Annotated in this window: 21 protein-coding genes; 13 read left to right on the forward strand and 8 right to left on the reverse strand. The window is 62.5% G+C overall.

The genetic code is table 11. The features are described from left to right. Positions 1-26 precede the first annotated feature (26 nt). The gene (locus F3H95_RS01485) at positions 27-380 is read left to right on the forward strand and encodes a hypothetical protein (protein WP_143125270.1); all 354 of its coding nucleotides are present in this window, start codon (positions 27-29) and stop codon (positions 378-380) included. Positions 381-532: 152 nt separating this feature from the next. Continuing rightward, the gene (locus F3H95_RS01490; RefSeq protein WP_149744684.1) at positions 533-1,645 is read left to right on the forward strand and encodes a pyridoxal phosphate-dependent aminotransferase; all 1,113 of its coding nucleotides are present in this window, start codon (positions 533-535) and stop codon (positions 1,643-1,645) included. Between the two features lie 86 nt (positions 1,646-1,731). On the opposite strand, the gene F3H95_RS01495 is transcribed toward F3H95_RS01490, so the two are convergent. Further along, positions 1,732-1,998 carry a sel1 repeat family protein gene (locus tag F3H95_RS01495; RefSeq protein ID WP_143125268.1) on the reverse strand — a complete coding sequence of 89 codons (267 nt, stop codon included), beginning with the start codon at positions 1,996-1,998 and terminating at the stop codon, positions 1,732-1,734. Positions 1,999-2,508: 510 nt separating this feature from the next. Here F3H95_RS01495 and F3H95_RS01500 point away from each other — a divergent pair. The 3 genes from F3H95_RS01500 (at position 2,509) to amn (ending at position 4,826) form a co-directional block, all read left to right on the forward strand. Beyond that, complete coding sequence (locus tag F3H95_RS01500) at positions 2,509-2,850, forward strand: DUF2147 domain-containing protein (protein ID WP_149744685.1); 342 nt, start codon at positions 2,509-2,511, stop codon at positions 2,848-2,850. 242 nt (positions 2,851-3,092) lie between these two features. Then, positions 3,093-3,233, forward strand: a complete 141-nt coding sequence (locus F3H95_RS27015) for a hypothetical protein (protein ID WP_185969808.1) — start codon at positions 3,093-3,095, stop codon at positions 3,231-3,233. A 93-nt stretch (positions 3,234-3,326) separates the two neighbouring features. Beyond that, positions 3,327-4,826 (forward strand): AMP nucleosidase, encoded by a 1,500-nt coding sequence (amn, locus tag F3H95_RS01505; protein WP_149744686.1) that lies wholly within the window; start codon positions 3,327-3,329, stop codon positions 4,824-4,826. A gap of 22 nt (positions 4,827-4,848) precedes the next feature. Here the strand turns inward: amn and F3H95_RS01510 are convergent, their stop codons facing one another. Continuing rightward, a complete protein-coding gene (locus tag F3H95_RS01510) occupies positions 4,849-5,760 on the reverse strand; it encodes a lysylphosphatidylglycerol synthase domain-containing protein (protein WP_149744687.1) in 912 nt (303 codons plus the stop codon). A 213-nt stretch (positions 5,761-5,973) separates the two neighbouring features. Here F3H95_RS01510 and F3H95_RS01515 point away from each other — a divergent pair, with 213 nt between their 5' ends. From F3H95_RS01515 to F3H95_RS01525, 3 genes are all read left to right on the forward strand, one after another. Further along, positions 5,974-7,596, forward strand: a complete 1,623-nt coding sequence (locus tag F3H95_RS01515) for a glycosyltransferase family 39 protein (RefSeq protein ID WP_188134261.1) — start codon at positions 5,974-5,976, stop codon at positions 7,594-7,596. Between the two features lie 224 nt (positions 7,597-7,820). Continuing rightward, on the forward strand, positions 7,821-8,837 hold the full coding sequence (locus F3H95_RS01520) for a glycosyltransferase family 2 protein (RefSeq protein ID WP_188134262.1): 1,017 nt from the start codon (positions 7,821-7,823) through the stop codon (positions 8,835-8,837). Then, positions 8,818-10,338, forward strand: a complete 1,521-nt coding sequence (locus F3H95_RS01525; RefSeq protein ID WP_188134263.1) for a glycosyltransferase family 39 protein — start codon at positions 8,818-8,820, stop codon at positions 10,336-10,338. The genes F3H95_RS01520 and F3H95_RS01525 overlap by 20 nt, the downstream gene beginning before the upstream one ends. A 37-nt stretch (positions 10,339-10,375) precedes the next feature. Here the strand turns inward: F3H95_RS01525 and F3H95_RS01530 are convergent, their stop codons facing one another. Next, the gene (locus F3H95_RS01530; RefSeq protein WP_149744690.1) at positions 10,376-11,743 is read right to left on the reverse strand and encodes an aspartate aminotransferase family protein; all 1,368 of its coding nucleotides are present in this window, start codon (positions 11,741-11,743) and stop codon (positions 10,376-10,378) included. Positions 11,744-11,898: 155 nt separating this feature from the next. Between F3H95_RS01530 and F3H95_RS01535 the strand changes: the two genes are divergently transcribed. After that, a complete protein-coding gene (locus F3H95_RS01535) occupies positions 11,899-13,257 on the forward strand; it encodes a glutamine synthetase family protein (protein WP_149744691.1) in 1,359 nt (452 codons plus the stop codon). A 6-nt stretch (positions 13,258-13,263) separates the two neighbouring features. Here F3H95_RS01535 and F3H95_RS01540 read toward each other — a convergent pair whose 3' ends face one another. Continuing rightward, positions 13,264-14,223 carry a diacylglycerol kinase family protein gene (locus F3H95_RS01540; RefSeq protein ID WP_149744692.1) on the reverse strand — a complete coding sequence of 320 codons (960 nt, stop codon included), beginning with the start codon at positions 14,221-14,223 and terminating at the stop codon, positions 13,264-13,266. Between the two features lie 245 nt (positions 14,224-14,468). Between F3H95_RS01540 and F3H95_RS01545 the strand changes: the two genes are divergently transcribed. Both F3H95_RS01545 and F3H95_RS01550 read left to right on the forward strand, forming a co-directional pair. Next, positions 14,469-15,689 carry an MFS transporter gene (locus tag F3H95_RS01545; RefSeq protein WP_149744693.1) on the forward strand — a complete coding sequence of 407 codons (1,221 nt, stop codon included), beginning with the start codon at positions 14,469-14,471 and terminating at the stop codon, positions 15,687-15,689. 78 nt (positions 15,690-15,767) lie between these two features. After that, the gene (locus F3H95_RS01550; RefSeq protein WP_149744694.1) at positions 15,768-16,181 is read left to right on the forward strand and encodes a DoxX family protein; all 414 of its coding nucleotides are present in this window, start codon (positions 15,768-15,770) and stop codon (positions 16,179-16,181) included. Positions 16,182-16,214: 33 nt separating this feature from the next. Here the strand turns inward: F3H95_RS01550 and F3H95_RS01555 are convergent, their stop codons facing one another. The 4 genes from F3H95_RS01555 to F3H95_RS01570 all read right to left on the reverse strand — a co-directional run bounded on the left by F3H95_RS01555 (position 16,215) and on the right by F3H95_RS01570 (position 21,411). Further along, positions 16,215-16,844 (reverse strand): L,D-transpeptidase, encoded by a 630-nt coding sequence (locus F3H95_RS01555; RefSeq protein WP_149744695.1) that lies wholly within the window; start codon positions 16,842-16,844, stop codon positions 16,215-16,217. A gap of 499 nt (positions 16,845-17,343) precedes the next feature. Further along, positions 17,344-18,249, reverse strand: coding sequence for a hypothetical protein (locus F3H95_RS01560; RefSeq protein WP_149744696.1), 906 nt, complete (start codon positions 18,247-18,249; stop codon positions 17,344-17,346). A 632-nt stretch (positions 18,250-18,881) separates the two neighbouring features. After that, a complete protein-coding gene (locus F3H95_RS01565) occupies positions 18,882-19,532 on the reverse strand; it encodes a pentapeptide repeat-containing protein (protein ID WP_244617870.1) in 651 nt (216 codons plus the stop codon). A 220-nt stretch (positions 19,533-19,752) separates the two neighbouring features. Further along, on the reverse strand, positions 19,753-21,411 hold the full coding sequence (locus F3H95_RS01570; RefSeq protein WP_149744698.1) for an electron transfer flavoprotein-ubiquinone oxidoreductase: 1,659 nt from the start codon (positions 21,409-21,411) through the stop codon (positions 19,753-19,755). Between the two features lie 341 nt (positions 21,412-21,752). Between F3H95_RS01570 and F3H95_RS01575 the strand changes: the two genes are divergently transcribed. Continuing rightward, the gene (locus F3H95_RS01575) at positions 21,753-22,541 is read left to right on the forward strand and encodes an SDR family oxidoreductase (RefSeq protein WP_143126482.1); all 789 of its coding nucleotides are present in this window, start codon (positions 21,753-21,755) and stop codon (positions 22,539-22,541) included. 202 nt (positions 22,542-22,743) lie between these two features. Then, positions 22,744-22,944, forward strand: coding sequence for a hypothetical protein (locus tag F3H95_RS01580; RefSeq protein WP_143126483.1), 201 nt, complete (start codon positions 22,744-22,746; stop codon positions 22,942-22,944). The last annotated feature ends 84 nt before the right edge of the window (positions 22,945-23,028 follow it).

A 23,028-nucleotide genomic window follows, 5' to 3' on the forward strand; every position in this document is an offset into this window, starting at 1 on the left:
GGGTGTAGCATCCACAGGAGGGTTCGATGCCCTTGAACATTGTGAGAGAGACGAAAGCCAACATCCCTCATGATGAGGTGTTCGAAAAATTCGAGATCGACCGGCCGGGCAAGATCATCTTCGTCGGCCACCATCTCAGCACCAAGAACCAGATGCGTTGCCTGGTTCGCCGCATGTCGCTCTACGGGGCGGAACTGGAAGTCAGCCCCCACCTTCCGGTCCCGAATCACTTTTTCCTGGAAATCCTCGGCGTGCGCGACGAAATCGGCTGCACGCTGATCCGCCGCCAGAAGGAAAAGGTCACCGTCGGCTTCAATATGCTGATCGACGCGGATTTCCTGCATCACGTCATCCGGCTGAGTTTTGAAACCAGCCACTGAGGCGCATCGGTGCAGCAGGGTGGACCGCCCGCCCTTTTATGCGGGCGGCTCACCGGTTCATCCGGCACCAACGGCAAGGCACCCAACCGGCCTTGCGCGGTCGACAAAGCCCCCTATGGTAGGCGGACTTTCTTTGCGCCGGACAAGACCGCATGACGATGTTTTCCCGTTTCACCCCTCTTCTCGACCAGTTGCCCGCCACCGTGCCCTTTGTCGGGCCGGAAGCCATCGAGCGCAATCGCGGCCTTGCCGTGAAGGCGCGCATCGGCGCCAATGAAAGCGGCTTCGGTCCTGCGCCCTCGGTGATCCGTGCCATCGCGGACGCTGCGGCCGACACCTGGAAATATGCCGATCCCGAAAATTTCGAGCTGAAGCAGGCGCTCGCAGCCCATCTTGGCTGCCGGCCCGAGAATCTCGCGATCGGCGAGGGAATCGATTCGCTGCTCGGCCACATCGCCCGCATGGTCATTGAACCGGGCACGCCGGTCGTTACCTCGCTCGGCGCCTATCCCACCTTCAATTTCCATGTGGTCGGCTATGGCGGGCGCCTTGTCACCACGCCTTACGTCAACGACCGGGAGGATCTCGACGGCTTGCTGGATCTCGTGCGGCGGGACAATGCGCCGCTCGTCTATTTCGCCAATCCGGACAATCCGATGGGCAGCTGGTGGGATGCCGACAGCGTCGTCGCCTTTGCCCGGGCGCTGCCTGCCAGCTGTCTGCTCATTCTGGACGAGGCCTATTGCGAAACGGCACCAGCCGGCACCACGCCGCCGGTCGACGCCCTTCTCGATCTGCCGAACGTGATGCGGACCCGCACCTTTTCCAAGGCCTATGGCCTGGCCGGCGCCCGCGTCGGCTATGTGATTGCGGCAGAGGGCAATGCAAAAGCCTTCGACAAGATCCGCCATCATTTCGGCATGGCGCGGGTGAGCGTAGCGGCAGCGCTGGCAGCCCTCAAGGATCAGGCCTACCTCGCCGAGGCCATTGCGGCGATCGGCCGGTCGCGCGAGAAGATCGCCGCGATTGCCGCGGCAAACGGCCTTGCGGCCCTGCCATCCGCCACCAATTTCGTCGCCGTGGATTGCGGCCGGGACGGAACCTATGCCCGCGCCATCGTGGACGGGCTGATGGAACATGGCGTGTTCATCCGCATGCCGGGGGTCGCGCCGCTCAACCGCTGCATCCGCATCAGCGCCGGTCGGCCGGAGGATATGGCTTTGCTGGAAGAAGCCCTGCCGCAGGTTCTGAAACGCCTCGCCTGATCACGGCACATCGCCGATCACGATGCGAAAAAGCCGCGCCGGGCAGAAGACCGGGCGCGGCTTTTTTCAATGCATGCGATGCCGGATCAGTGGGTGGTCATCCACTCACGGGCGGCGCGCAGCGCTTCGGCCAGTTGCATCTTGGTCATCGACTTCGACAGATCGGCTCTCAGTTCCGCCGCACGATCGCAGCCACGAATGGCGGCGATGTTGAGCCAGGTATGCGCCGCCACCAGATCGACCGGGCAGCCGCGGCCAGTGGCATATTTCAGGCCCATGTCGCAGAAGACCTCTGCATGGGCCTTGCCGCCCATGTCGGCCGTTTCGGAACTGTTCATGTCAAAGCGTGCCATCGAGAAGATCCCTGTTCGGAGCCTGTTTTGGTATTCCCTGTTTTCATCGGCCCTCGGGGGGCGCCGGGCGATCCGCACCATCTTCAAGCGGTGTTTCGCGAGCCGTCCGGCCGGCAGGTTTTCCCTGCTCGTTCGATGGCTCCACTATGCCGCCGCGACTTCAAAATTCGCCTAAAATGCATGCTTAATTTGCTGAAAACAAAGTCTAAACGGGTCGTAAACCGCATATTTCGTTAAGCATGGGAGGGCCCGGAAATTAAGGATTTTCGCGATCCCTTCAGCTTTCGTTCACCATGGTGTCTTCACCCTTCATTCACCCTGTTTCGCATGTCGATTCCGGTCCGCGACGAAAAAAGGTGACGGCGGAAGACGTTCCGGGATGGCAGTCGATGCATGCAAATCATGTTTACCTTTACGTGCGCGTAAGCTAGATTCCTGCAAGGCATTCCGCCCGTTCCGGGGGAGCGGAAAGGGCGAGGACGGATGCCGGCTCGGATGGAGGAGTAAGGAATGACGATCAGGATCGTGCTGCTTGCCGGACTGCTGATGGGCTCGACGGGATTTGCGCTGGCAGCGGAACCCATCGAGGGCAACTGGAAGACCGCAAGCGGTGAGACGGCAGCCATTGCCAAATGCGGTCCCGCCTTCTGCGTGACGCTGAAGACCGGAAAATATGCCGGGCGCCAGATCGGCAAGATGAGCGGCCAGGCCGGAACCTATGACGGCGAGATCACCGATCCGGAAAACGACAAGACCTATAGCGGCTCCGGCACCGTCACCGGCAATTCGCTGAAGATGAAGGGCTGCGTGCTGAGCATCTTCTGCAAGAGCCAGACCTGGAGCCGCCTCTAACCTCTGGTGAGATGTCGATGGGGCGGGCGCGGACAGACGGTCTACGCGTCGCGCCCCTGCCTCATGAAAACGCGGGCATACCGCACGCCAGACCGGCCCCATTTGCATCGCTGACAAGATGGCAGCGGCAGGCAGGGCGCTGCGGGACCATCCACGACAGATGAATGCCGGATGAATGGGGGGATCAGCGCCGGTTAAGCCATGTGCCTTCACTCTGCATGCAACTCGAGGGGGACATGTTCATGCCTTATCTTGCCCGCCGCTTTGCCCTGATGACCCTGCTGATCGCGCTGTTTGCCGGCGCCTTCGGCCTTTTGGCGCGTGAGGTCAACAAGGACACAGACCTGACAGTGCACCTGGAAATGCTGCCGCGCTATCGCTGAGCATTGCTCGGGAACACGGCCCCCGGCGGAAAAGTTTTGCCGCAGGCCGAGGCCCGTAATTGGCTTGTTAAGAAGAGCGCATTATGATGCGCCATGAGCAAACGAATCCATTCCCCCACCCATTCCGCCTGCATCAGCCCTGAGCCCTTTGCACCGCAGAGTTTTGACGATCCGGTCAAGGCGGTGGATGCGCTGACTGCTCTTTACGAACGCAACACAGCCTTCCTGATCAGCCGGTTCGAGGACCTGGCGAAGGGGGCTGCGGTCAGCGGACGCTACCGCGCCTGCTATCCGCAGGTGAGCATCGAGACCACGAGCTTCGGCCATATCGATTCGCGCCTCTCCTACGGCCATGTCACCGCGCCGGGCGTCTACACGACGACCATCACCCGACCGACCCTGTTCAGACATTACCTCAAGGAACAGCTCGGGCTTCTGATGCGCAATCACCGGGTTCCGGTCACGGTATCCGAATCGACGACGCCGATCCCGCTGCATTTTGCCTTCGGCGAAGGTGCCCATGTGGAAGCCTCCGCCTCGACGGTGCTGTCGGACATGCCGTTGCGTGATCTCTTCGACACGCCGGACCTCAACATCACAGACGACCTGATCGCCAATGGCGAATATGATCAGGTGCCGGGCGAACCCGCGCCGCTGGCCCCCTTCACGGCCCAGCGCATCGATTACTCGCTGGCGCGGCTCAGCCACTACACGGCAACGAGTGCCGATCATTTCCAGAACTTCGTGCTCTTCACCAACTACCAGTTCTACATTGATGAATTTGCCGCCTGGGCGCGCGAACTGATGGCGAATGGTGGGGAAGGCTATACAGCCTTCGTCGAGCCCGGCAACATCATCACGCCGGCCGGTGCCGAACGCTCGCCGGAACAGGTGGCACGGCTGCCGCAGATGCCCGCCTATCACCTGAAGAAGAAGGGCCATGCCGGCATCACGCTCGTCAACATCGGCGTCGGCCCCTCGAACGCCAAGACGATCACGGACCACATCGCGGTGCTGCGCCCGCATGCCTGGCTGATGGTCGGCCACTGCGCCGGCCTGCGCAACAGCCAGCGGCTGGGCGATTACGTCCTCGCCCATGCCTATATGCGCGAAGATCACGTGCTGGATGACGACCTGCCGGTCTGGGTGCCGATCCCGGCGCTGGCCGAGGTGCAGAAAGCGCTGGAAGATGCAGTGGAAGAGATTACCGGTCTTGAGGGTTTCGAGCTGAAGCGCATCATGCGCACGGGCACTGTCGCCACGATCGACAACCGCAACTGGGAACTGCGCGACCAGCGCGGGCCGGTCAAGCGGCTGTCGCAGGCGCGCGCCATCGCGCTCGACATGGAATCGGCGACGATTGCCGCCAACGGTTTCCGCTTTCGCGTGCCCTACGGCACCCTGCTCTGCGTGTCGGACAAGCCGCTGCATGGCGAGTTGAAGCTGCCGGGCATGGCGACGGAGTTCTATCGTACGCAGGTGCGCCAGCATCTGAAGATCGGCATCCGCGCCGTGCAGAAGCTGGCAGCCATGCCGACGGAAACGCTGCATTCGCGCAAGCTGCGCAGCTTCTACGAAACCGCGTTCCAGTGAGTTCTCCGGCCGGTCGGAAGCCTTACGGCTTCCGGTTCGGCGAGAGGAACAGCGAGAGACCGGCGCCGGTGAAGGCCGACATCAGGATCAGCAGGTGGGCGTTCACCGCCGCCGCCGCCAGCTTTACCATTGCATTCGTCGAGACATCGGCGCCGAAGGACACAGCGCCCGCCACGATGCCGGCCGGATAGGTGCCGACACCGCCGGGCGCGTGAATGGGCAGCACCGAGGAGAGTTCGCCCCCCAGCGCACCGCCAAAGGCCGCGGCAACCGGGAAGACCCCCATCACCGCCAGCGCCCAGGCCAGCACCACCACCTTGATGCCCCAGTTGATCAGCGTCGCGGCAAAGGCACGCAGGAATGCCGGATGGTTCACCGGCAGGCCGAGCATCACCTCGTCCAGCAGGCGGGTGAGCTTTGCCGGAACGCGGCCGGCAAGGTGGCGCATCACCGGCTCCTTTGCGGCAAAGGCGAGGAAGGGCAGCGCGACAAACAGCAGCCACAGCACAATGGCCCACACCGCCCAGCCCCGCTCCATCACCAGCCCGACGCCGGCGGCCGCGAGCAGCGCATGCAGGTCCAGCGCCCGCATCACCAGGAGCGCCGCCGTGCCGCGGGCGAGCGGCATGCCGAATTCCGTGCGCATCAGAAGCGGAAAACTGGTTTCGCCGGTGCGCATGGGCAGCATCACGTTGAGCAGGTTGTGCACCAGCGTGACCCTGAGCAGCCGTGCGAACTGGCCGCGCGTCTCGTTCGGAAAATAGTCGTGAATGCGCCAGCAGCGGATGACATAGGTCATCGTCAGCGCCGCAAGGGCGATCGCGAGCGGCAGAAAGCCAATGTCAGCGAAACGTGCACCGAGCACGGACCAGCCGATGCTCCACTCGAGGAAGGCCGCATAGGCAAGAATGACACCCGCAGTAACAAGCGCCATGCGATGGCGCACAACCCAGCGTGATTCTCTGGCAAATCGGGGGGAAGTCATATAGTCGTTGTGCTCGATTTCTCTTGGGCCGGACCTGTAGCACAGTTCCGTCCGGCTTTGCCATCTGGTGGCCCGGAGACCGTGCATGATGCGTGGCGTGACAGATCTGGCATGATGCCGTTTCAGCCTCTGTCGCCGCCTGAAGGCTTTGGAAAGCAGGCGATGGACAACGGTATCGATATCCGCGACGCTGATCCCTCGCCTTTTCGCGAGGAACCGGTCGCACACCACACCCGAGCGATGGACGAACGGCCAGCACCACCGCACCCCACCCGTCTTCTCGCACGGCTTGCAGAATTCGCCGACACGCTGGCCCGCCGGCCGGAACGCCTGCTGATCGTCTTTGCCGTCTACTATCTGGCACAGATCGGCGTGAGACTGCTTATTCCGCATGGCCTGCGCATCGATGAGGCGCAGCAGGTGTTTCTCGCCCAGTGGCTGCTGCCGGGCTATGATGCGCAGCCGCCGCTCTACAACTGGCTGCAATATGCCGTCTTCGCGGTCACGGGAGATTATCTGCTCGGCCTCGCTGCCCTGAAGGGCATCGTGCTGTTTGCGGTCATGGCCAGCTATTACGCGCTCGGCTGCATGGTGCTGCGTGACAGGGCTTTCGCGGCGCTGGGCTGCCTCGCGCTGTTCCTGACACCACAGGTGTTCTGGCAGGCACAGCGGGATCTGACACATACGACCGCGATGATGCTGCTCGTCAATCTGCTGATGATCGCCACCGTTCACACCATTCGCCGCCCGAACCTCACGGCCTACCTGTTCCTTGGCGCGGCCATCGGCTTCGGCATGCTGACGAAGTACAATTTCGCAATCCTGGTGGCAGCCCTGTTTCTCGCTGTCCTGCTGCTGCCTGTCGGCCGGCAGAGGCTGTTCGACCGACGGATCATGCTGACAGCCGCCGTGGCACTTGCCATCCTGACACCGCACCTGCTGTGGCTTTTCAACCACCTGGACGTGGCTTCCAGCGTGACGGCGGAACGCATGGCGGAAAATGCCGAGAAGATCAGCCGCGGCGTGGAAATCCTGTCCGGCACCGCAAGCCTGCTGATCAACACGGCGGTGATTGCCGCGCCTGGCCTTGTGCTTTTGCTGGCGGGCTTCGGCCGTCCGCTTCTGCGGGCCCTGAGGGCGCGCAACGCCTGGTCGGACTTCTTTCTCGTTCTCCTCGGCGCCGTTCTGTTGCTTCTCGTCCTGGTGGTGCTCGCCCTGACCTTCACCAATTTCCGTGACCGCTGGCTGCTGCCACTGATGCAGATGGTGCCGCTGCTGCTGTGCCTGAAGCTGAAGGCGGCCGATCTGGACGGCGGGGCGGCGCTGAGGCGCGTGCTCCCCGCCGCGCTCATCATCATGACGCTGATCGTGCCAACGACCTATGGGGTGGGCCGTTTCAACACCAATGCCGACTATGTCGAACCGTTCGATGCGTTCGGCGAGGCCTTCAGACGTCAGACCGGCATCAAGACGGCGGGATTGATCGTCACCGTCAACTGGCAGACTGCCGGCAATCTCGAGATGGAATTTCCCGGAAGCTCCGTCATTGCCACCGATTTCAGCCATCTGCGCCTGCCCTTTACCTGGCGCGCCGAGCATCCGATCCTGCTGGTCTGGCGTGGCAGCGAAACGGTGCCCGAAGACCTGCAGGAATGGCTGGCAAAGGAAAAGGGTCTGGATGCCTCCCGCTTTTCGGTCGAAACCTTCCTCGCACCCTATACCGGTTTTCGTGACCGGCTGGCCGAAGCCTTCCGCTACGTGATCGTGCGCCCCGAGGCGCAATGACGGCGGACTGAGGCCTGCCGACGGAAATGGCCGGCACGTGAGCATCCCGTGCAACAGAGTGCGCCCGTGATTGGCCGCGTTCCCTGCAGGCCGCCGCTTGTCGCTGGCAAGCCGCGGCGTCTTGCTATAACAGAGGCCACGGATTGGCCGCGCGAGAAGCCTTCGCGTGCGCGTTTGAAACCGGCATCAGGCAAGACAGGGATGCCGAGGCAGGAGTTGTGAAGGTGCAGTCAGTCGTCAAACCGGTCGAAGGCGTGCCGGAGACCGTACCCATGGAATTGTCGCTGGTCGTCCCCGTCTTCAACGAGGAGGAAAGCGTCGGACCTCTGATCGCGCGGATCGAGGAGGCCATGGCCGGCTATGAAAAGCGCTGGGAACTGATCCTGGTCGATGATGGAAGCACGGACGCCACGCTGTCAAAGGCCCGCATGTCCATCGGCAAGAGCGGCCTCGACCTCAATATCGTCGCACTGCAGCGCAATTTCGGCCAGACGGCTGCGATGCAGGCTGGCATCACGCAGGCCCGCGGCCGCCTGATCGCGACACTGGACGGCGATCTGCAGAACGACCCGCGTGACATTCCTGCCATGGTCGCGGAACTGGAACGGCGCGAGCTCGACCTGCTGGTTGGCTGGCGCAAGAATCGCCAGGACGGGCTTCTCCTGCGCAAGGTGCCGTCCTGGATCGCCAACCGGCTGATCGGCCGCATCACCGGCGTGCGCCTGCACGATTACGGCTGCAGCCTGAAGATCTATCGCGCCTCCGTCATCAAGCAGGTCAAGCTGATGGGCGAGATGCACCGCTTCATCCCGGCCTGGGTGGCAGGTGTCGTCCCGAGTTCGCGGATCGGCGAAATGCCGGTCACCCACCATGCCCGCCAGCACGGGGTTTCCAAATACGGCATCTCGCGCACCTTCCGCGTCATCCTCGATCTTCTGTCGGTGATGTTCTTCATGCGCTTCAGGGCACGCCCTGGCCATTTCTTCGGCTCGCTGGGCCTTGGCCTTGGCGCCTTCTCGGGCCTGATCCTCGCCTATCTGTTCGTTGACAAGTTCATTCTCGGCAATGACATCGGCACGCGCCCGCTCTTCCTCATCGGCGTGATGCTGTTTCTCTCCGCCGTGCAGCTGATCACGACCGGCATCCTCGCCGAAATGCTGGCACGCACCTATTACCGGGACGAAAGTTCCGTGAACTATATTGTCAGAGAAGTGTACAGCGGTGAGCAATCGAATTCATAACCTCCTCATCCGCCGGCCGCATATCGTGGTCTGGCTGATCCTCGGCTATTTCGTCCTGTCGGTGCTGCTGCGCGTCATCCGGTCCGACAGCCTGCAGAATGACGAGGCCGAGCAGGTCTTCCAGGCGCAGTTCCTTCTGCTTGGGTATGGTCGCCAGCCACCCTTCTACAACTGGCTGCAGATCGGCACCTTCGAGCTGTTCGGCATTTCGGTCGCGACGATCTCGCTCCTGAAGAACACGTTGCTGTTTCTGTGCTGTCTGTTCTACTGGCTGGCAGCGCGCATGGTGATCGATGACCGGCGCCTGTCACTGGTGGCGATGCTCGGCGTTCTCGCCGTCCCGTCCGTCACGGTGCTGGCCCAGCGCGATCTGACGCATGCGGTGGCCACGCTCTGTCTTGTCTCGCTCTTCCTCTGTCTGTTCTTCCGCACGCTGAAAAGCCCGAGCGTGCCAAGCTATCTTCTGCTGGGCGTGGTGATCGGCATCGGCGTGATCACCAAATACAATTTCGTCATCATTCCGGTTGCGGCGGCCCTCGCCGTGCTGCCGGAGCCGGACCTGCGCAAGCGTCTGTTCGACTGGCGCATCCTGCCCTGCGCGGCCGTCGCAGCCGCCATTGCACTGCCGAATTTTCTCTGGGTTCTCTCGCATCTGGATGCCGCCACCAGCGGTACGGTGGATGCCATGCGCGTCGGCTCCTCCGGCGATGCCGCCAAGGATACCATCCGGGGCCTCACCTCGATCCTGATCTCCACCATCGAGGGCACCGTCGCTGTGCTGATCCTGTTTGCCGCCGTCTTCTTCCGCAGCATCGGGGCCGCGATGCGCGCCGAAAGTCGATGGACGCGGATCACCGGCCGCATGATCATCGCCTGCGTGGTGATCGTCGCCCTGATCGGCATCGGCTTCGGCGCTTCCAGCATCCGCGAAAAATGGCTGTCGCCCTTCCTTCTGCTCCTGCCGCTCTATCTGACGCTGAAGCTCGCCGCTGCCGGTGTCGACAGCCGACAAAGCGTGGCCCGCATGGCGCCGCCGGTCATCGGCATCGTCACCGCCTTCATCGTCTATCTCGCCATCAGCATCATTCTCGGCCCGTTCATCGGTCAGTACGGCAAGGAACACGTGCCCTATCGCGCCCTGCTCGACCAGCTGATTGATGCGCGCGGCGAACGGCCGGCCTACATCGTCAGCAGCGACCAGATGCTGGCCGGCAATGCGCGGCTGAACCTGCCGAGCGTACCCGCCCTGCTGCCGGGCTTCGTGCAGCCGGTGCCGCTCGATACTGTCAGAAAGCAGGGCCCGGGACTGCTGGTGTGGCCCGCCAATGCCGGCGAAACAGCGATGCCCGATCTTTTGACCACGCTGCTTCGCGACGACAACATCCCGCCGGAAACGCTTGCCGTTCAGTGGATCAGCGTGCCCTACAAGTTCGCGCGAAACGGCCAGTCGATGCGCTTCGGCTATGTCTGGCTGGAGGCGGCGCCGCAGGCGCAGCGCTGATGCCTGGATGAGGCGACGAAGCCCTCGCCGCCTTCCCTCATTCTGTCATTGTGTCGCGCAGATGGTCGAGCCCCTTGCGCAGCGTCTCGACCATCTGGTCCACCTCTGAGCGGCTGATGATCAGCGCCGGCGAGGCCAGCATGCGGTCTCCGGTTGCGCGCATGACGAGACCATTCTCCAGGCAGTGATTGCGCACGTTCATGCCGGCATCATCCGGCTTGGCGAAGCGACGGCGTGTGCCCTTGTCGGCAGCCAGCTGCACGCCTGCAATCAGGCCGACAGCATCCACCTGCCCGACCACCGGATGGTCTTCGAGGCTTTTCAGGGCGGCCGCGAAATAGGGACCGATATCGGTGCGAACACGGTCCACCAGCCCCTCCTCCTCGATGATACGCAGGTTTTCCAAGGCGGCGGCCGCGCAGACCGGATGGCCGGAATAGGTGTAGCCGTGGTTGAAGTCACCCGCCTCCTCGATCATCACCTTCGCCACGCGGTCGCTGACCAGCACCGCGCCGATCGGCAGATAACCGGAGGACAGGCCCTTGGCGACGGGCGCGAGATCCGGCTCGAAGCCGAAATGCTGGTGGCCGAACCAGGTACCGAGGCGACCGAAGCCGCAGATCACCTCGTCGGCAACCAGCAGGATGTTGCGCGCCTTGCAGATGCGGGCGATCTCCGGCCAGTAGGTTGCCGGTGGGACGATGACCCCGCCTGCACCCTGGATCGGCTCGGCAACGAAGGCCGCGACATTCTCTTCGCCGAGTTCATCGATCTTCGCCTCCAGTTCGCGCGCCATCTTCAGGCCGAACGCATCCGGTGTCAGGTCGCCGCCCTCGGCATACCAGTAGGGCTGGCCGATATGGGAAATGCCCTCGATCGGCAGGTTGCCCTGCTCGTGCATGTGCTTCATGCCGCCGAGCGAGGCACCGGCGACCGTGGAGCCGTGATAGCCGTTGCGCCGCGCGATCACATGCGTCTTGGTGGGATGACCGAGCGCCTTCCAGTAGACGCGCGCCATGCGGAACCAGGTGTCGGTCGCCTCAGAGCCGGAATTGGTGAAGAAGGCATGGTTCAGCCGGCCGCCGGTATGCGCGGTGATCTTCTGCGCCAGAAGCGTGGTCGGCGGCGTCGTGGTGCCGAAGAAGGTATTGTAATAGGGCAGCTCGTTCATCTGCCGCTGCACCGCCTCAGCAATCTCCTTTCGCCCGTAGCCAATGTTGACGCACCAGAGACCGGCGAAACCATCGAGATATTTCCTGCCCTGCGCATCGAAGATATAGACGCCTTCGCCGCGGGCGATGATGCGGGTGCCCTTCTCGTTCAGCTGCTTCATGTCGGAGAAGGGATGCAGGTGGTGGGCTGCATCGATGGCGCCGAGATTAGACTGGGACGTCAACGGGTTCACGAATTTTCCTCCGCATGGACATAAAGCGAGCGATCCGCGCGTCGCCCTGACTGATTGTAAGGCGATCACCGATCGGTTACGAACATGGACCAACGGGAACAGGTTTGGCAAGCAGCCGCGGACGGCGCAGGCCGACCCCAGCAGGACGGGTTTTCATGACGCAACATTCGGCCGGGCAGGCAGGCGGCGAAACGGCAACGGCATCGCGGATCGAGGTGCTGCTGGTGGGCATGAACGGCGACCTGCGCGGCAAGATGATTCCCCTCGGCGCCGAGGAGAAGGTGTGGAAAAACACCGTGCGCCTGCCCTCCTCCACCCAGTCGCTGGATATCTGGGGCGACGACAATGACGACATCACCGGCATTTCGCTGACGCTCGGCGATCCCGACGGCATCTGCGTGCCGGACAGGACCTCGCTGACCACGCTGCCCTGGGGGCCGAAGGGCTCGAAACAGGTGATGGCAACCATGCACACGCTGGCTGGCGAACCCCATTATATCTGCCCGCGCGCCATTCTGGCGCGCGTTCTGAAACGTTACGAGGCGCGTGGCCTCACTCCGGTGGTGGCGACGGAACTGGAATTCTACGTCATCGAACCGGACTTCCGCAGCACGGGCCGGCCGATGCCGCCGAAGGCGCTGGTGATGAATGGCGAGGTGGAAGGGTTTCAGCTCTACGACATGCGGGCGACCGCCGCGATGGAAGACTATCTCGATACGGTACGCCGCTACTGCGACGACATGGGCCTGCCGGCCGATGCGACGACCGCGGAATTCGGCCCCGGCCAGTTCGAGGTCAACCTCCTGCACAAGCCCAACGCCATGGCCGCCGCCGACGACTGCATCTATCTGAAGCGCGTCGTGGATTTTGCCGCCCGCCGGCATGGGCTCAAAGCCACCTGCATGGCCAAACCCTATGGCGACCAGGCAGGCTCCGGCCTGCATGTGCATGCCAGCATCCTCGACCGCGACGGCAACAATGTTCTCGATGCAAAGGGCGGCGATCCGCTCCGGCTGAAATCAGTCACCGCGGGCATGCTGAAGACCATGCAGGAGGCGCAGTTGATCTTTGCCCCCTTCGCCAACTCCTATCGCCGCTTCCAGCCGGGATCGTTCGCGCCCGACAAGATCGACTGGGGTTTTGGCCATCGCGGCACGGCGGTACGCATCCCCGACAGCAACGGACCGGGCTCCCGCATCGAGCACCGCGTGGCCGGCGCCGACGCCAATCCGCACCTGCTGCTCGCGGCGATCCTCGGCGGCATGCTGCTCGGGCTCGACGAGACGCTCGATCCGGGCCCGGCGACCTCCCCCACAAGCGCACCGGACAGTCCGGACATCCTCACCCATGATTTCCTGACAGCCGTCGACCGCTTCCGCGCCTCGGCCTTCATCCGCGACATCTTCGGCGCCGACTACCAGCGCATCTATGGCGACACCAAGCGCAAGGAAGCCATCACCTACCTGCGCACGGTGTCGAGCTTCGACTACCAGACCTACCTGCCACGGATCTGAACCGGCTCAGAGGGTTACGGGGTTTCCGGCCGTTCCTTCAGTCCATCTCGCGCCGACCACCGGGCGTTGCGCGGCCGGCACCAGCACCTTCAACTCGCCGGCATGCACCTTGAGTGCGACGTCGCGATCCATCGGTAGAAGCTCTCCATCCATCACGCAGCGGATATCGCGCCGGGCCTTCGGGAAATGCAGGTCCACTTCCGTCACCTTCATGGCGCTGACGGCCTGATTGTCCTTCAGCCGACCGCGAAGGATGTCGATGGTCAGCGCCGCAACCCCGGCCGGCGTCAGCGCATCGGCGACATAGAAACCCAGATGGCCGCCATTGACGCTGTCCGCATACATCAGTGCATCATTGCCGAACTCGTTGTTGGAGACCGAAATGGCGGATACCCGGCGATAGTCCCTGCGGTCATGTGCCGCGAATTCGACCTCGAAGACCGGCGGATCGAGCATCACGCCGAAAGCTGCCCGGACATTCGCCCGGATCTTGCCGAGGCGCGAGGCATAGCTCATGCGGTTGCGATAGCGCACCATGCGCGCATGCAGGCCGGCCGAGAACTGATGGATGAAGGGGCGACCATTGGCGCTGGCGATGTCGGCCGCCTCCACCTCGGCCTTCGCCAGAACCTCCAGAACCTGCCAGATATCGAGCGGCAGTTTCAGCGATCGCGCAAACAGGTTCATGGTGCCGGCCGGCACGATGCCGAGCACAAGGCCGCTTTTCCAGGCAATGGACGCGGCTGCCGAAATGGTGCCGTCGCCGCCGCCGGCAATCAGACCCTCGACACCTCTGGTCGCCGCTACGTTCTCCATCGCCTCGACCACGTCATCGCCCGCGACCACGCGGCATTCGATCTCATGGCCTGCCTGACGAAAGACCTGTTCGGCACGATGACAATAGGCCGCCATGTCCGTCGTCTTGAAGGTGCCGCCATCGCGGTTGAAAATGGCAATAAGGTTCATGGGGTCCGGAATCCAGAGACAGGTGCGCGTGACAACGACGCAGGCCTTCAAATGGTTGCTTGCCTCAAGCCTGGCAAGCGCCATCATGCTGATCCCCGATCATGATTATTTCGCGGCAGTGCATTTAGCCTCTCCCGCAACGCAAAATACTATGGTAGCCTTACTATCGATCCACCGAAATGATCTCCTCCCAAAACTCAAAGGCCCATGCCCGCCCCGGCAGACGGCCTCTCTTTGCGAACGCCATGACAGATGCCCCCGCCACCCTCGCATCCGACTGCCATATCGAGCAGACGGACCGCCTGACGCCCCTTTCCATTGTCCTGATCGAACTGGCACTTGCCGTCGGCGGTTTCGGCATCGGCACCGGGGAATTCGCCATCATGGGCCTGCTGCCCAACGTGGCGGCAACCTATGATGTCAGCATTCCGCAGGCCGGCCACGTGATCAGTGCCTATGCGCTGGGTGTAGTGATCGGCGCGCCGATCATTGCGGCACTGGCGGCCAAGCTGCCGCGCAAGACGCTTCTTCTGATGCTGATGTCGCTGTTTGCGCTAGGCAATGCGATGAGCGCGCTCGCACCGGAATTTGGCAGCTTCACCCTGCTGCGCTTCATCACCGGGCTGCCGCACGGCGCCTATTTCGGTGTGGCTGCGCTGGTGGCCGCCTCCATGGCACCGCCGCACCGGCGCGCCCGCGCCGTTGGCCGCGTCATGCTGGGCCTCACAATCGCGACACTGGTCGGTACGCCGATCGCCACCTTCCTCGGCCAGATCATGAGCTGGCGGGCCGCCTTCCTGCTGGTGGCCGCCGTTGGTGCGCTGACTGTAGCGCTGATCGCCATCTACCTGCCGAAGGACAGAGTGGCCGAGGGCGCCAGCATCCGCCGGGAACTCAGCGCGTTTGCGCGGCTGCAGGTCTGGCTGTCCTTCGCCGTGGCCGCCATTGGCTTCGGCGGCATGTTTTCCATCTTCAGCTACATTGCCAAGACGACGACCGATACCGCCGGTCTTCCCGTCAGCATGGTCGCCGTGGTGCTCACCCTGTTCGGCATCGGCATGAATGTCGGCAATGTCGTCGGCTCGCGCATGGCGGACTACTCGCTGAAGGGCACGATCGGCGGCATGCTGGCCTTCAACGTGGTGATGATGGCGGTGTTCTCGCTGACCGCCCACAACCCGGTGATGCTGTGCATCTGCGTGTTCCTGACGGGTTGCGGCTTTGCCGCTTGCCCCGCCGTCCAGACACGCCTCATGGATGTGGCCGCCGATGCGCAGACGCTCGCCGCCGCCACGAACCATTCCGCTTTCAACATTGCCAATGCGCTGGGCGCGTGGCTCGGCGGGCTGGTGATCGCCGCCGGCTTCGGCTATGGCGCGACGGGCTATGTCGGGGCCGCCCTCTCCGCACTCGGACTGGTCGTCTTCATCGTTTCGGTGGCGCTGGAACAGCGCGGCAGCCGCTGAACTGGCACGAGCAAGACGGCTTTCGCCGGACATGAAACTCTATTAGAATTCCCTCATTCGATCAGAGGGGGAATTGTCATGGCCATTGCAGAAAATAGTCACCTGCCATCGCGGCTGGATATCTTTGGCACGCACTGGTTCGGCTATCTTGCCAGAACCGTGCTGACCTTCATGTTCTGGGGAAGCGGTCTGTCGAAGCTTCTCGACTTTTCCGGTGGCATGGCCGAAATGGCACATTTCGGCCTGGAGCCTGCGGCAGCCTTCAACATTGCCGTCATCATCACACAGCTCGGCGGCTCGGCGCTGATCATCCTGAACCGCCACGCGTGGCTGGGAGCCGGCGCGCTGGCCGTCTTTACTCTGCTGACCATTCCGATCGCCCATAATTTCTGGGCGATGGAAGAGCCGATGAAGACCTTCGAGTTCTATGTGGTCACGGAACACGTGAGCGTCGTCGGCGCGCTGATGCTGGTGGCGTGGAAGTGCCGCTGACCCGTGTCAGGAAACGGGCAAGCCCGTTTCCCCTCAGGCCGGCCTGGTTTCCTGGATCACCACCACCCGGTCGCCGACCTTGACGCGCGCATAGAGATCGATCACGTCGTGGTTCATCATGCGGATGCAACCGCTCGACATGGCATGACCAATCGATTCCGGCTGATTGGTGCCATGGATGCGGAAATGGGTGTCATTGCCCTCGCGGTAGAGATACATGGCACGCGCGCCGAGCGGATTGTTCGGGCCACCCGGCATGCCGGCGGCAAACCGGCGGTTCTTTGCCGGATCGCGGCGGATCATGTTGGCGGTCGGCGTCCAGGTCGGCCATTCCGCCTTGCGGCCCACATAGGCGCTGCCCCGGAAGGCAAGGCCCGTGCGGCCGACGCCGACGCCGTAGCGCATCGCCCGACCGTTCTCCAGAACGTAGTAGAGACGCCGCGCCGGCGTATCCACCACCACCGTACCCGGCTTGTGGGTGGTCTCGTAGGCCACTTCGGTGCGGCGCAGTTCCGGCTTGATCCGGTCGATCGGCACCGGCTTCATCGGAAACTTTTCCTGCGGCAGCGCGGCGTAATCCATCTGGGGATCGATCGTCGTGGAGGCACAGCCGGCGAGAAAGAGCGGCAGTCCGAAGATCAGGCCGCGGCGCGAAATCGACATGAATCTGTCCTTGTTGCGTTCGTTATGTCAGCCGCAACTTAAGGAGATTATGGTTAATGAATGTCTAAAGACATGCTCGCCTAAGAGGCCCTGCGCCCCGGACGGGGGTGGTGGAGATCGTCACCGCACAGGCTATAGCCTGCGCCGCTTACGCGAGACCATCCTGAAAGTCGGCGCTCGGCTCGCCGCGCATGCCCGGCGCATCACGATGATCATCGCGCAATCCACTACTATCGCCTAATCCTGACCGCAACTGCAGCACTCACAGAAAGACTTAGGCAATCCAGCTCGACCACACCCGATTATCGGGCCAGACCCGGGATCGCTCAATCCGCGATCGGCGTCGAAAGACGAAAACCGGCGGCGTGAAAGGCGACTTCCGGAATGGGGGCGCCTGTAAGGCTCGATCACGGCAGCCATTACGGCCAATCGCCGACACCAGACTCGCCTCTGGCGCATAGCCCGGTTCGAAAATCAGCCTTGTTTGAATAGGATGGGTTCATATTTCCCATCGTATCCCTGTCAGTTTGCGAAGGCGCTTCTTCCACTTTTGCCAGCGGGTCCTGGGCGGTGCATGAGCCTCGGTCCCTCTGCCATTGATCAGAGCGCAATCAATGAAAAGCCGACCGCCACGCCGACGCACCTCCTCATTGAAGGCCACATGCTCGCAAACCTCACGGCCATCATCGCCAAGCCCCACATAACGGCACCCGGAAATCGCGGAAAACCGATAAAGGCCCAATCCGCCGAAGGCACTTTCTACCTCCACACGCCCTTGATCTGGCGGTAGCGAAAAGGAGAGCGCTGTGACGAAGCGCGCAACGGCGTCCTCCTGGCTCATCCCCTTAGGGCGCTCGCGCACCTTCCTCCAGACATCATAGGGGCAGAGCCTAGCATGGCGCAAGGCCCACAGATCGTAGTAGCTGTCCTCTTGATTGGCGAAGAGCCCGGCCCAGTCGCCGGTGTCATTTTCGACAAGGTTCACCAGATAATCGACGCTGACGGTGGAATTGACGTCATCAAGATCGAGCAGCAACAGAAAAGCATGCTGAGGATCTGCGACGCAGACTTCGGCGCGCTCCAGAACGGCATTGCGCAGATAGGCCAATCGAGCCGTACGCTTGCGGTAAGTCCGGCCAATTCCATCCAGGCTCTCAAAGTAACAGGAGGGATGCTGTCTAGCGAAAGCTTTGAAAACTTCCTTTGTCCGATCGATGGAATCGTTTTCGAGAAAGATGAAATGACGACGGGAAAAACGATTGGCCAGTTCTTCCAGCACCGGAAGCAGCCGCGGCAGCGAGTGCGCGCAATCGCGAGCGAGACCCGCGATTACAATCTCCTTGTCGACCATGCCTGCCTGCAAAGATCTGCCATCCGGCAATGCCTGCTCAAGCTGCACGTTCATGGCAACGTTCCTCAATTGACATTCTGGCCGGAAAACGCGGCCATGGCTTGTTACATCCGCATTTTGTAACCGAACCCGACATTTCCCATCTGGGCGGCCTATCCGCTCCTGATTGACGGCAGGATAGCCGGATTCCGGCCCAACCGGAAGGAGGAATGCCCTTGCCACAACCTCCGCCGCAGCATGATAGCCACCTCGACCGCCTTTGTGGTCTCCTGCCACGTGGTTCCAGCCCGAGTTGCAACATGGTGGGCGCATTTCGCCTGTCGCGCCAACTGCTTGAGCGATCGCCAGGCGCAAAGGACCTGCTCACGGAGCGCAGACGCGATGCCGTTTCGCTCACAAAACTCTGAAATATCAGGAAATTCCCGCCTGTATATCACCCCGCGCCAAACGAAAGAACCCGGCCAAGTACGACAAGGACCTCTATCGACCACACTACGGTGTCGAGAACATGTTCGGCAGGATTAAGGCTGGAGACGCGTCGCAGACCTGCACGACCGATGCGCCCACATATTCCTTTCCGGAATCTTCATCGCCGCGACATGTTGCGACTGGCTCGACTCAAAAAGTACACGCCTGCGTGTCAGGCTTTCCTTTACCCGGTCGGGTTCCGACCCAATCAGGGCACCTCAGTCATCCTCGCAGGGCCAGCTCGCCGGCACCGTGAGACCCGGCGGCAACTTGGTGAGGGCATCGCCACAGGCGAGAGCGATCTGCTCCTGCTCGAGTCCCGTTGCATGGGAGAGATCGGTTCCCTCGATGCGGGCGAGGAACAGGAAGGCATCGCTGAAATCGGCGGTGCCGGCAAAGCTGACATTATGCAGGATGGCGCGCGACAGGTTGGCCTTGCCGAAACGTACATTCTCGAACTTAGCCTTGAAGAAGATCGCCCGGCCGAGTTCCGCCTTGGTGAAATCAGCGCCCTTCAGGTTGGCGCCGCCAAAGGTGGCGCGCTGCAACTCGGCGGCCACGAAGGAGGCGCCCTCGGCCGACGCACTGCTGAAATCGCTGCGATAGCCCTCTGCCTTTTCAAAGCTTGCGCCGCTCAGATCCGAATAGGCAAACGAGGCGCGCACCAGGGTTGCCTTGCTCAGGTTCGCCCCCTTGAGGCTGCTGCGACTGAGATCGGTCATGCTGAAATCGGCATCACTCAGATTGGCGCCGTCGAGATTGCTGCCGTTCAGCATCAGCAGCCGCTTCTGGCAGTCGCTCCAGTCAATGGCAGGCGCCGCATCCTGGCGGCATTTTCCCGCCGCACTGTTCGATGGCTTGGCCGGCACCAGCACCACAAGGCCGGCAGCCACCGCGACCACCGGAATGACGGCACGCAACCGGCTGCGACGCAGATGCTCAAGCGCATTGTGCGGACGGATCGACTGTCCTGCCTTGCCTGCCGTCTTCGTCACGCCAACCACGCTCTCCTGATCGCCAATGGAAAAAGTCTTACCCCCCTTTGACGACTTGCGGAAGACCATTTTGCCGCTTCCATCGATCGGAGGGTTACATGCTGGGATAAACAGGTCCCTCGCCACCCTGCGGAGGAACCCAGGTGATATTCTGGTTGGGATCCTTGATGTCGCAGGTCTTGCAGTGCACGCAGTTCTGCGCGTTGATGACATAGACCTGCTCGCCATTCTTCTCCACCCACTCGTAGACGCCGGCGGGACAGTATCGTGCCGAGGGGCCGCCATAGATGCCGAGTTCGGAACGCTTCTGCAGGTCCATATCCCTGACCTTGAGGTGGACCGGCTGGTCTTCCTCATGGTTGGTGTTGGACAGGAAGACGGAGGAGAGGCGGTCGAAGGTCAGCACGCCATCGGGCTTCGGATAGTCGATCTTCTTGTGGCCGGCAGCGGGCTCGAGCGAGGCCGCATCGGTCTTGCCATGTTTCAGGGTGAAGGGCGAGGAACCAAAGATCTGGTTGATCCACATGTCGATGCCGCCGAGCGCGACACCGAGCGCCGTGCCGAACTTCGACCACAGCGGCTTCACGTTGCGCACGCGCTTCAGATCCTTGCCGATGGCGGTGGAGCGCCACTCGTTCTCGATCTCCACCGGTTCGTCATTGGCGCGGCCAGCGGCAATCGCCCCGGCGACCTTCTCGGCCGCCAGAATGCCGGACAGAACGGCGTTGTGGCTGCCCTTGATACGCGGCACGTTGACGAAGCCGGCCGAACAGCCGATCAGTGCACCGCCCGGGAAGGACAGCTTCGGCACCGACTGCCAGCCGCCTTCGGTGATGGCACGCGCACCATAGGAGATGCGCTTGGCGCCCTCGAAGGTATCGCAGATCGCCGGATGCGTCTTGAATCGCTGGAATTCCTCGAAGGGGAAAAGATAGGGATTCTTGTAGTTGAGATGAACGACGAACCCCACGGCGACCAGATTGTCGTGCAGGTGGTAGAGGAAGGAGCCGCCGCCCGTCTTCACGTCCAGCGGCCAGCCGAAGGAATGCTGCACAAGCCCCGCCTTGTGCTTCTCCGGCTTCACCTCCCACAGCTCCTTGAAGCCGATGCCGTATTTCTGGGGCTCCCGCCCGTCATCCAGCTTGAACCTGGCGATCAGCTGCTTTGCGAGCGAACCGCGTACGCCTTCTCCGATCAGAACATATTTGCCGAGAAGCGCCATGCCACGGGTGTAGTTCGGGCCCGGTTCGCCGTTCTTCTCGATCCCCATATCGCCAGTGGCGACGCCGATCACGGCGCCTTCGTCATTGTAGAGCACTTCGGTCGCGGCGAAACCCGGATAGATTTCGACGCCGAGCTCCTCCGCCTTGCCCGCCAGCCAGCGACAGACGAGACCGAGCGAGACGATATAGTTGCCGTGATTGTTCATCAAAGGCGGCATGAAGGCATTCGGCAGGCGGACGGAGCCGGCGGGGCCCAGAAAGAGGAAATGATCGTCCGTGACAGGCGTGGTGAAGGGATGCCCCTCTTCCGCACGCCAGTTCGGCAGCAGCCGGTCGATGCCGATGGGATCGACCACCGCGCCGGAGAGGATGTGGGCGCCCACTTCCGCACCCTTTTCCAGAACGACGACCGAAAGCTCCGGGTCAAGCTGCTTCAGGCGGATGGCGGCAGACAGGCCCGCAGGACCGGCGCCGACGATCACCACGTCGAATTCCATGCTCTCGCGTTCGGGAAGCTCCATCTCGCTCATTCTCATGCTCCGCTCGGCCTGACCCCTTGTCACCCCTTCCTTGTCAAAACACAGACGGCTTGTCGAGCCAACTTGCGACAGCGGATGACCGGGATGGACAGGCTCGTCCTCATTCGGTGGAAAACACTATATGACGTTTACGTTCACGTCAATAAAGGCAGAAATTCCGACACGAAGGCCCGTCCCCCGCCAGGGTCCTTCCGTTCGGGTTGAAACGACCGGCGCTTGCCAAGCGAGGACCACCTGTTTCAAGATGAGCGCCCCTGACAAGAGGCGCGTCGGACATTGCGACGACAGAGGTCCGCACGCGCCGCAAGACGCAGAACGAGAAGGATCACTTCATGGATTTCGGTATTTCCGGCAAGCGGGCCCTTGTGCTCGCCTCATCGCGCGGCCTCGGGCTCGGCATTGCGAAGGCGCTCGCCGCGGAAGGGGCCCATGTGCTGCTGTGCGGCCGAAGCGGCGAAACGCTGGCGGAAAACTGCCGTGTCATCAATGCCGAAGGCAAGGGCAAGGCCGACTGGGTCTGGGCGGATCTTGGCGAGGAGGATGCGGTCACCAATCTGGTGAAGGCGGTTCATGACAAGCTCGGCGGTCTCGACATTCTCGTCAACAACACCGGCGGGCCGACGCCGGGCACCTCGGAAGATATGAGCGCGGAAAAGCTCGAGAGTTTCTTCCAGACCATGGTGCTGCGTGTGATCACGCTCACCAATGCCTTCCTGCCGGCCATGAAGGCGCAGGGCTTTGGCCGCATCCTGACGGTCGCCTCGTCCGGCGTCATCGAACCCATCGCCAATCTCGCGCTGTCCAACACGCTGCGCGGCGCGCTGGTCGGCTGGAACAAGACGCTCGCGACAGAAGTGGCCGGCTTCGGTATCACCGCCAACATGATCCTGCCCGGCCGCATCCATACCGACCGGATCGACGAACTCGATGGCGCCAATGCCAAGCGTCAGGGCAAGAGCCTCGAAGAGGTGCGCTCGGCCTCGATCAAGACCATTCCCGCCGGCCGCCTCGGCACGGTGGAAGAATTTGGTGCTGTGGGCGCCTTCCTCTGCTCAGGCCCGGCCGCCTACGTGACCGGCAGCATGATCCGCGTTGACGGTGGCGCCGCACGCTCCCTCTGACCGTTGATCCACGTCCCCGACATCCGCATTGCCGGATGTCGGGGACGTGCTATGGTGGATCATCCGCTGCACGGGGCGGTCCGGCGTCCTCCGTAGGGCAGCAGATGGCAGTGCGCCCCGGACGGCGCGCTTGCAGTCACCGCCCGCGGCCGGATGTCGGCCGGGCGGCATCTGCCCGAAAACACCGCCAGGAGATCGACGCATGCGCATTGCCCGTCTCGTGTTGACAGTGCTTGCCGGCCTCTGCCTGCTGATCGGCCTTGTCTGGATGGGCCAGGGCAGCGGCTACTTCCCCTACCCCGCCTCCAGTTTCATGATCCGCCAGACACAGTGGATTTTCTACGGCGGCCTCGTCTTTCTGGCGGGCATCGGCCTGCTGTTCGCCTCCAGATCGCGTCCCTGAGGCGCCTTTGCGGGAAATTGCAGCTTCACGTCTTCGGGAGCCCTGAAATTTCAAGGTACATTACCGAAGTTTAAGGTGATTTTT

Origin of the sequence: Rhizobium sp. RU35A (assembly GCF_900156005.1) — a bacterium.
GTDB classification, from domain to species: domain Bacteria; phylum Pseudomonadota; class Alphaproteobacteria; order Rhizobiales; family Rhizobiaceae; genus Neorhizobium; species Neorhizobium straminoryzae.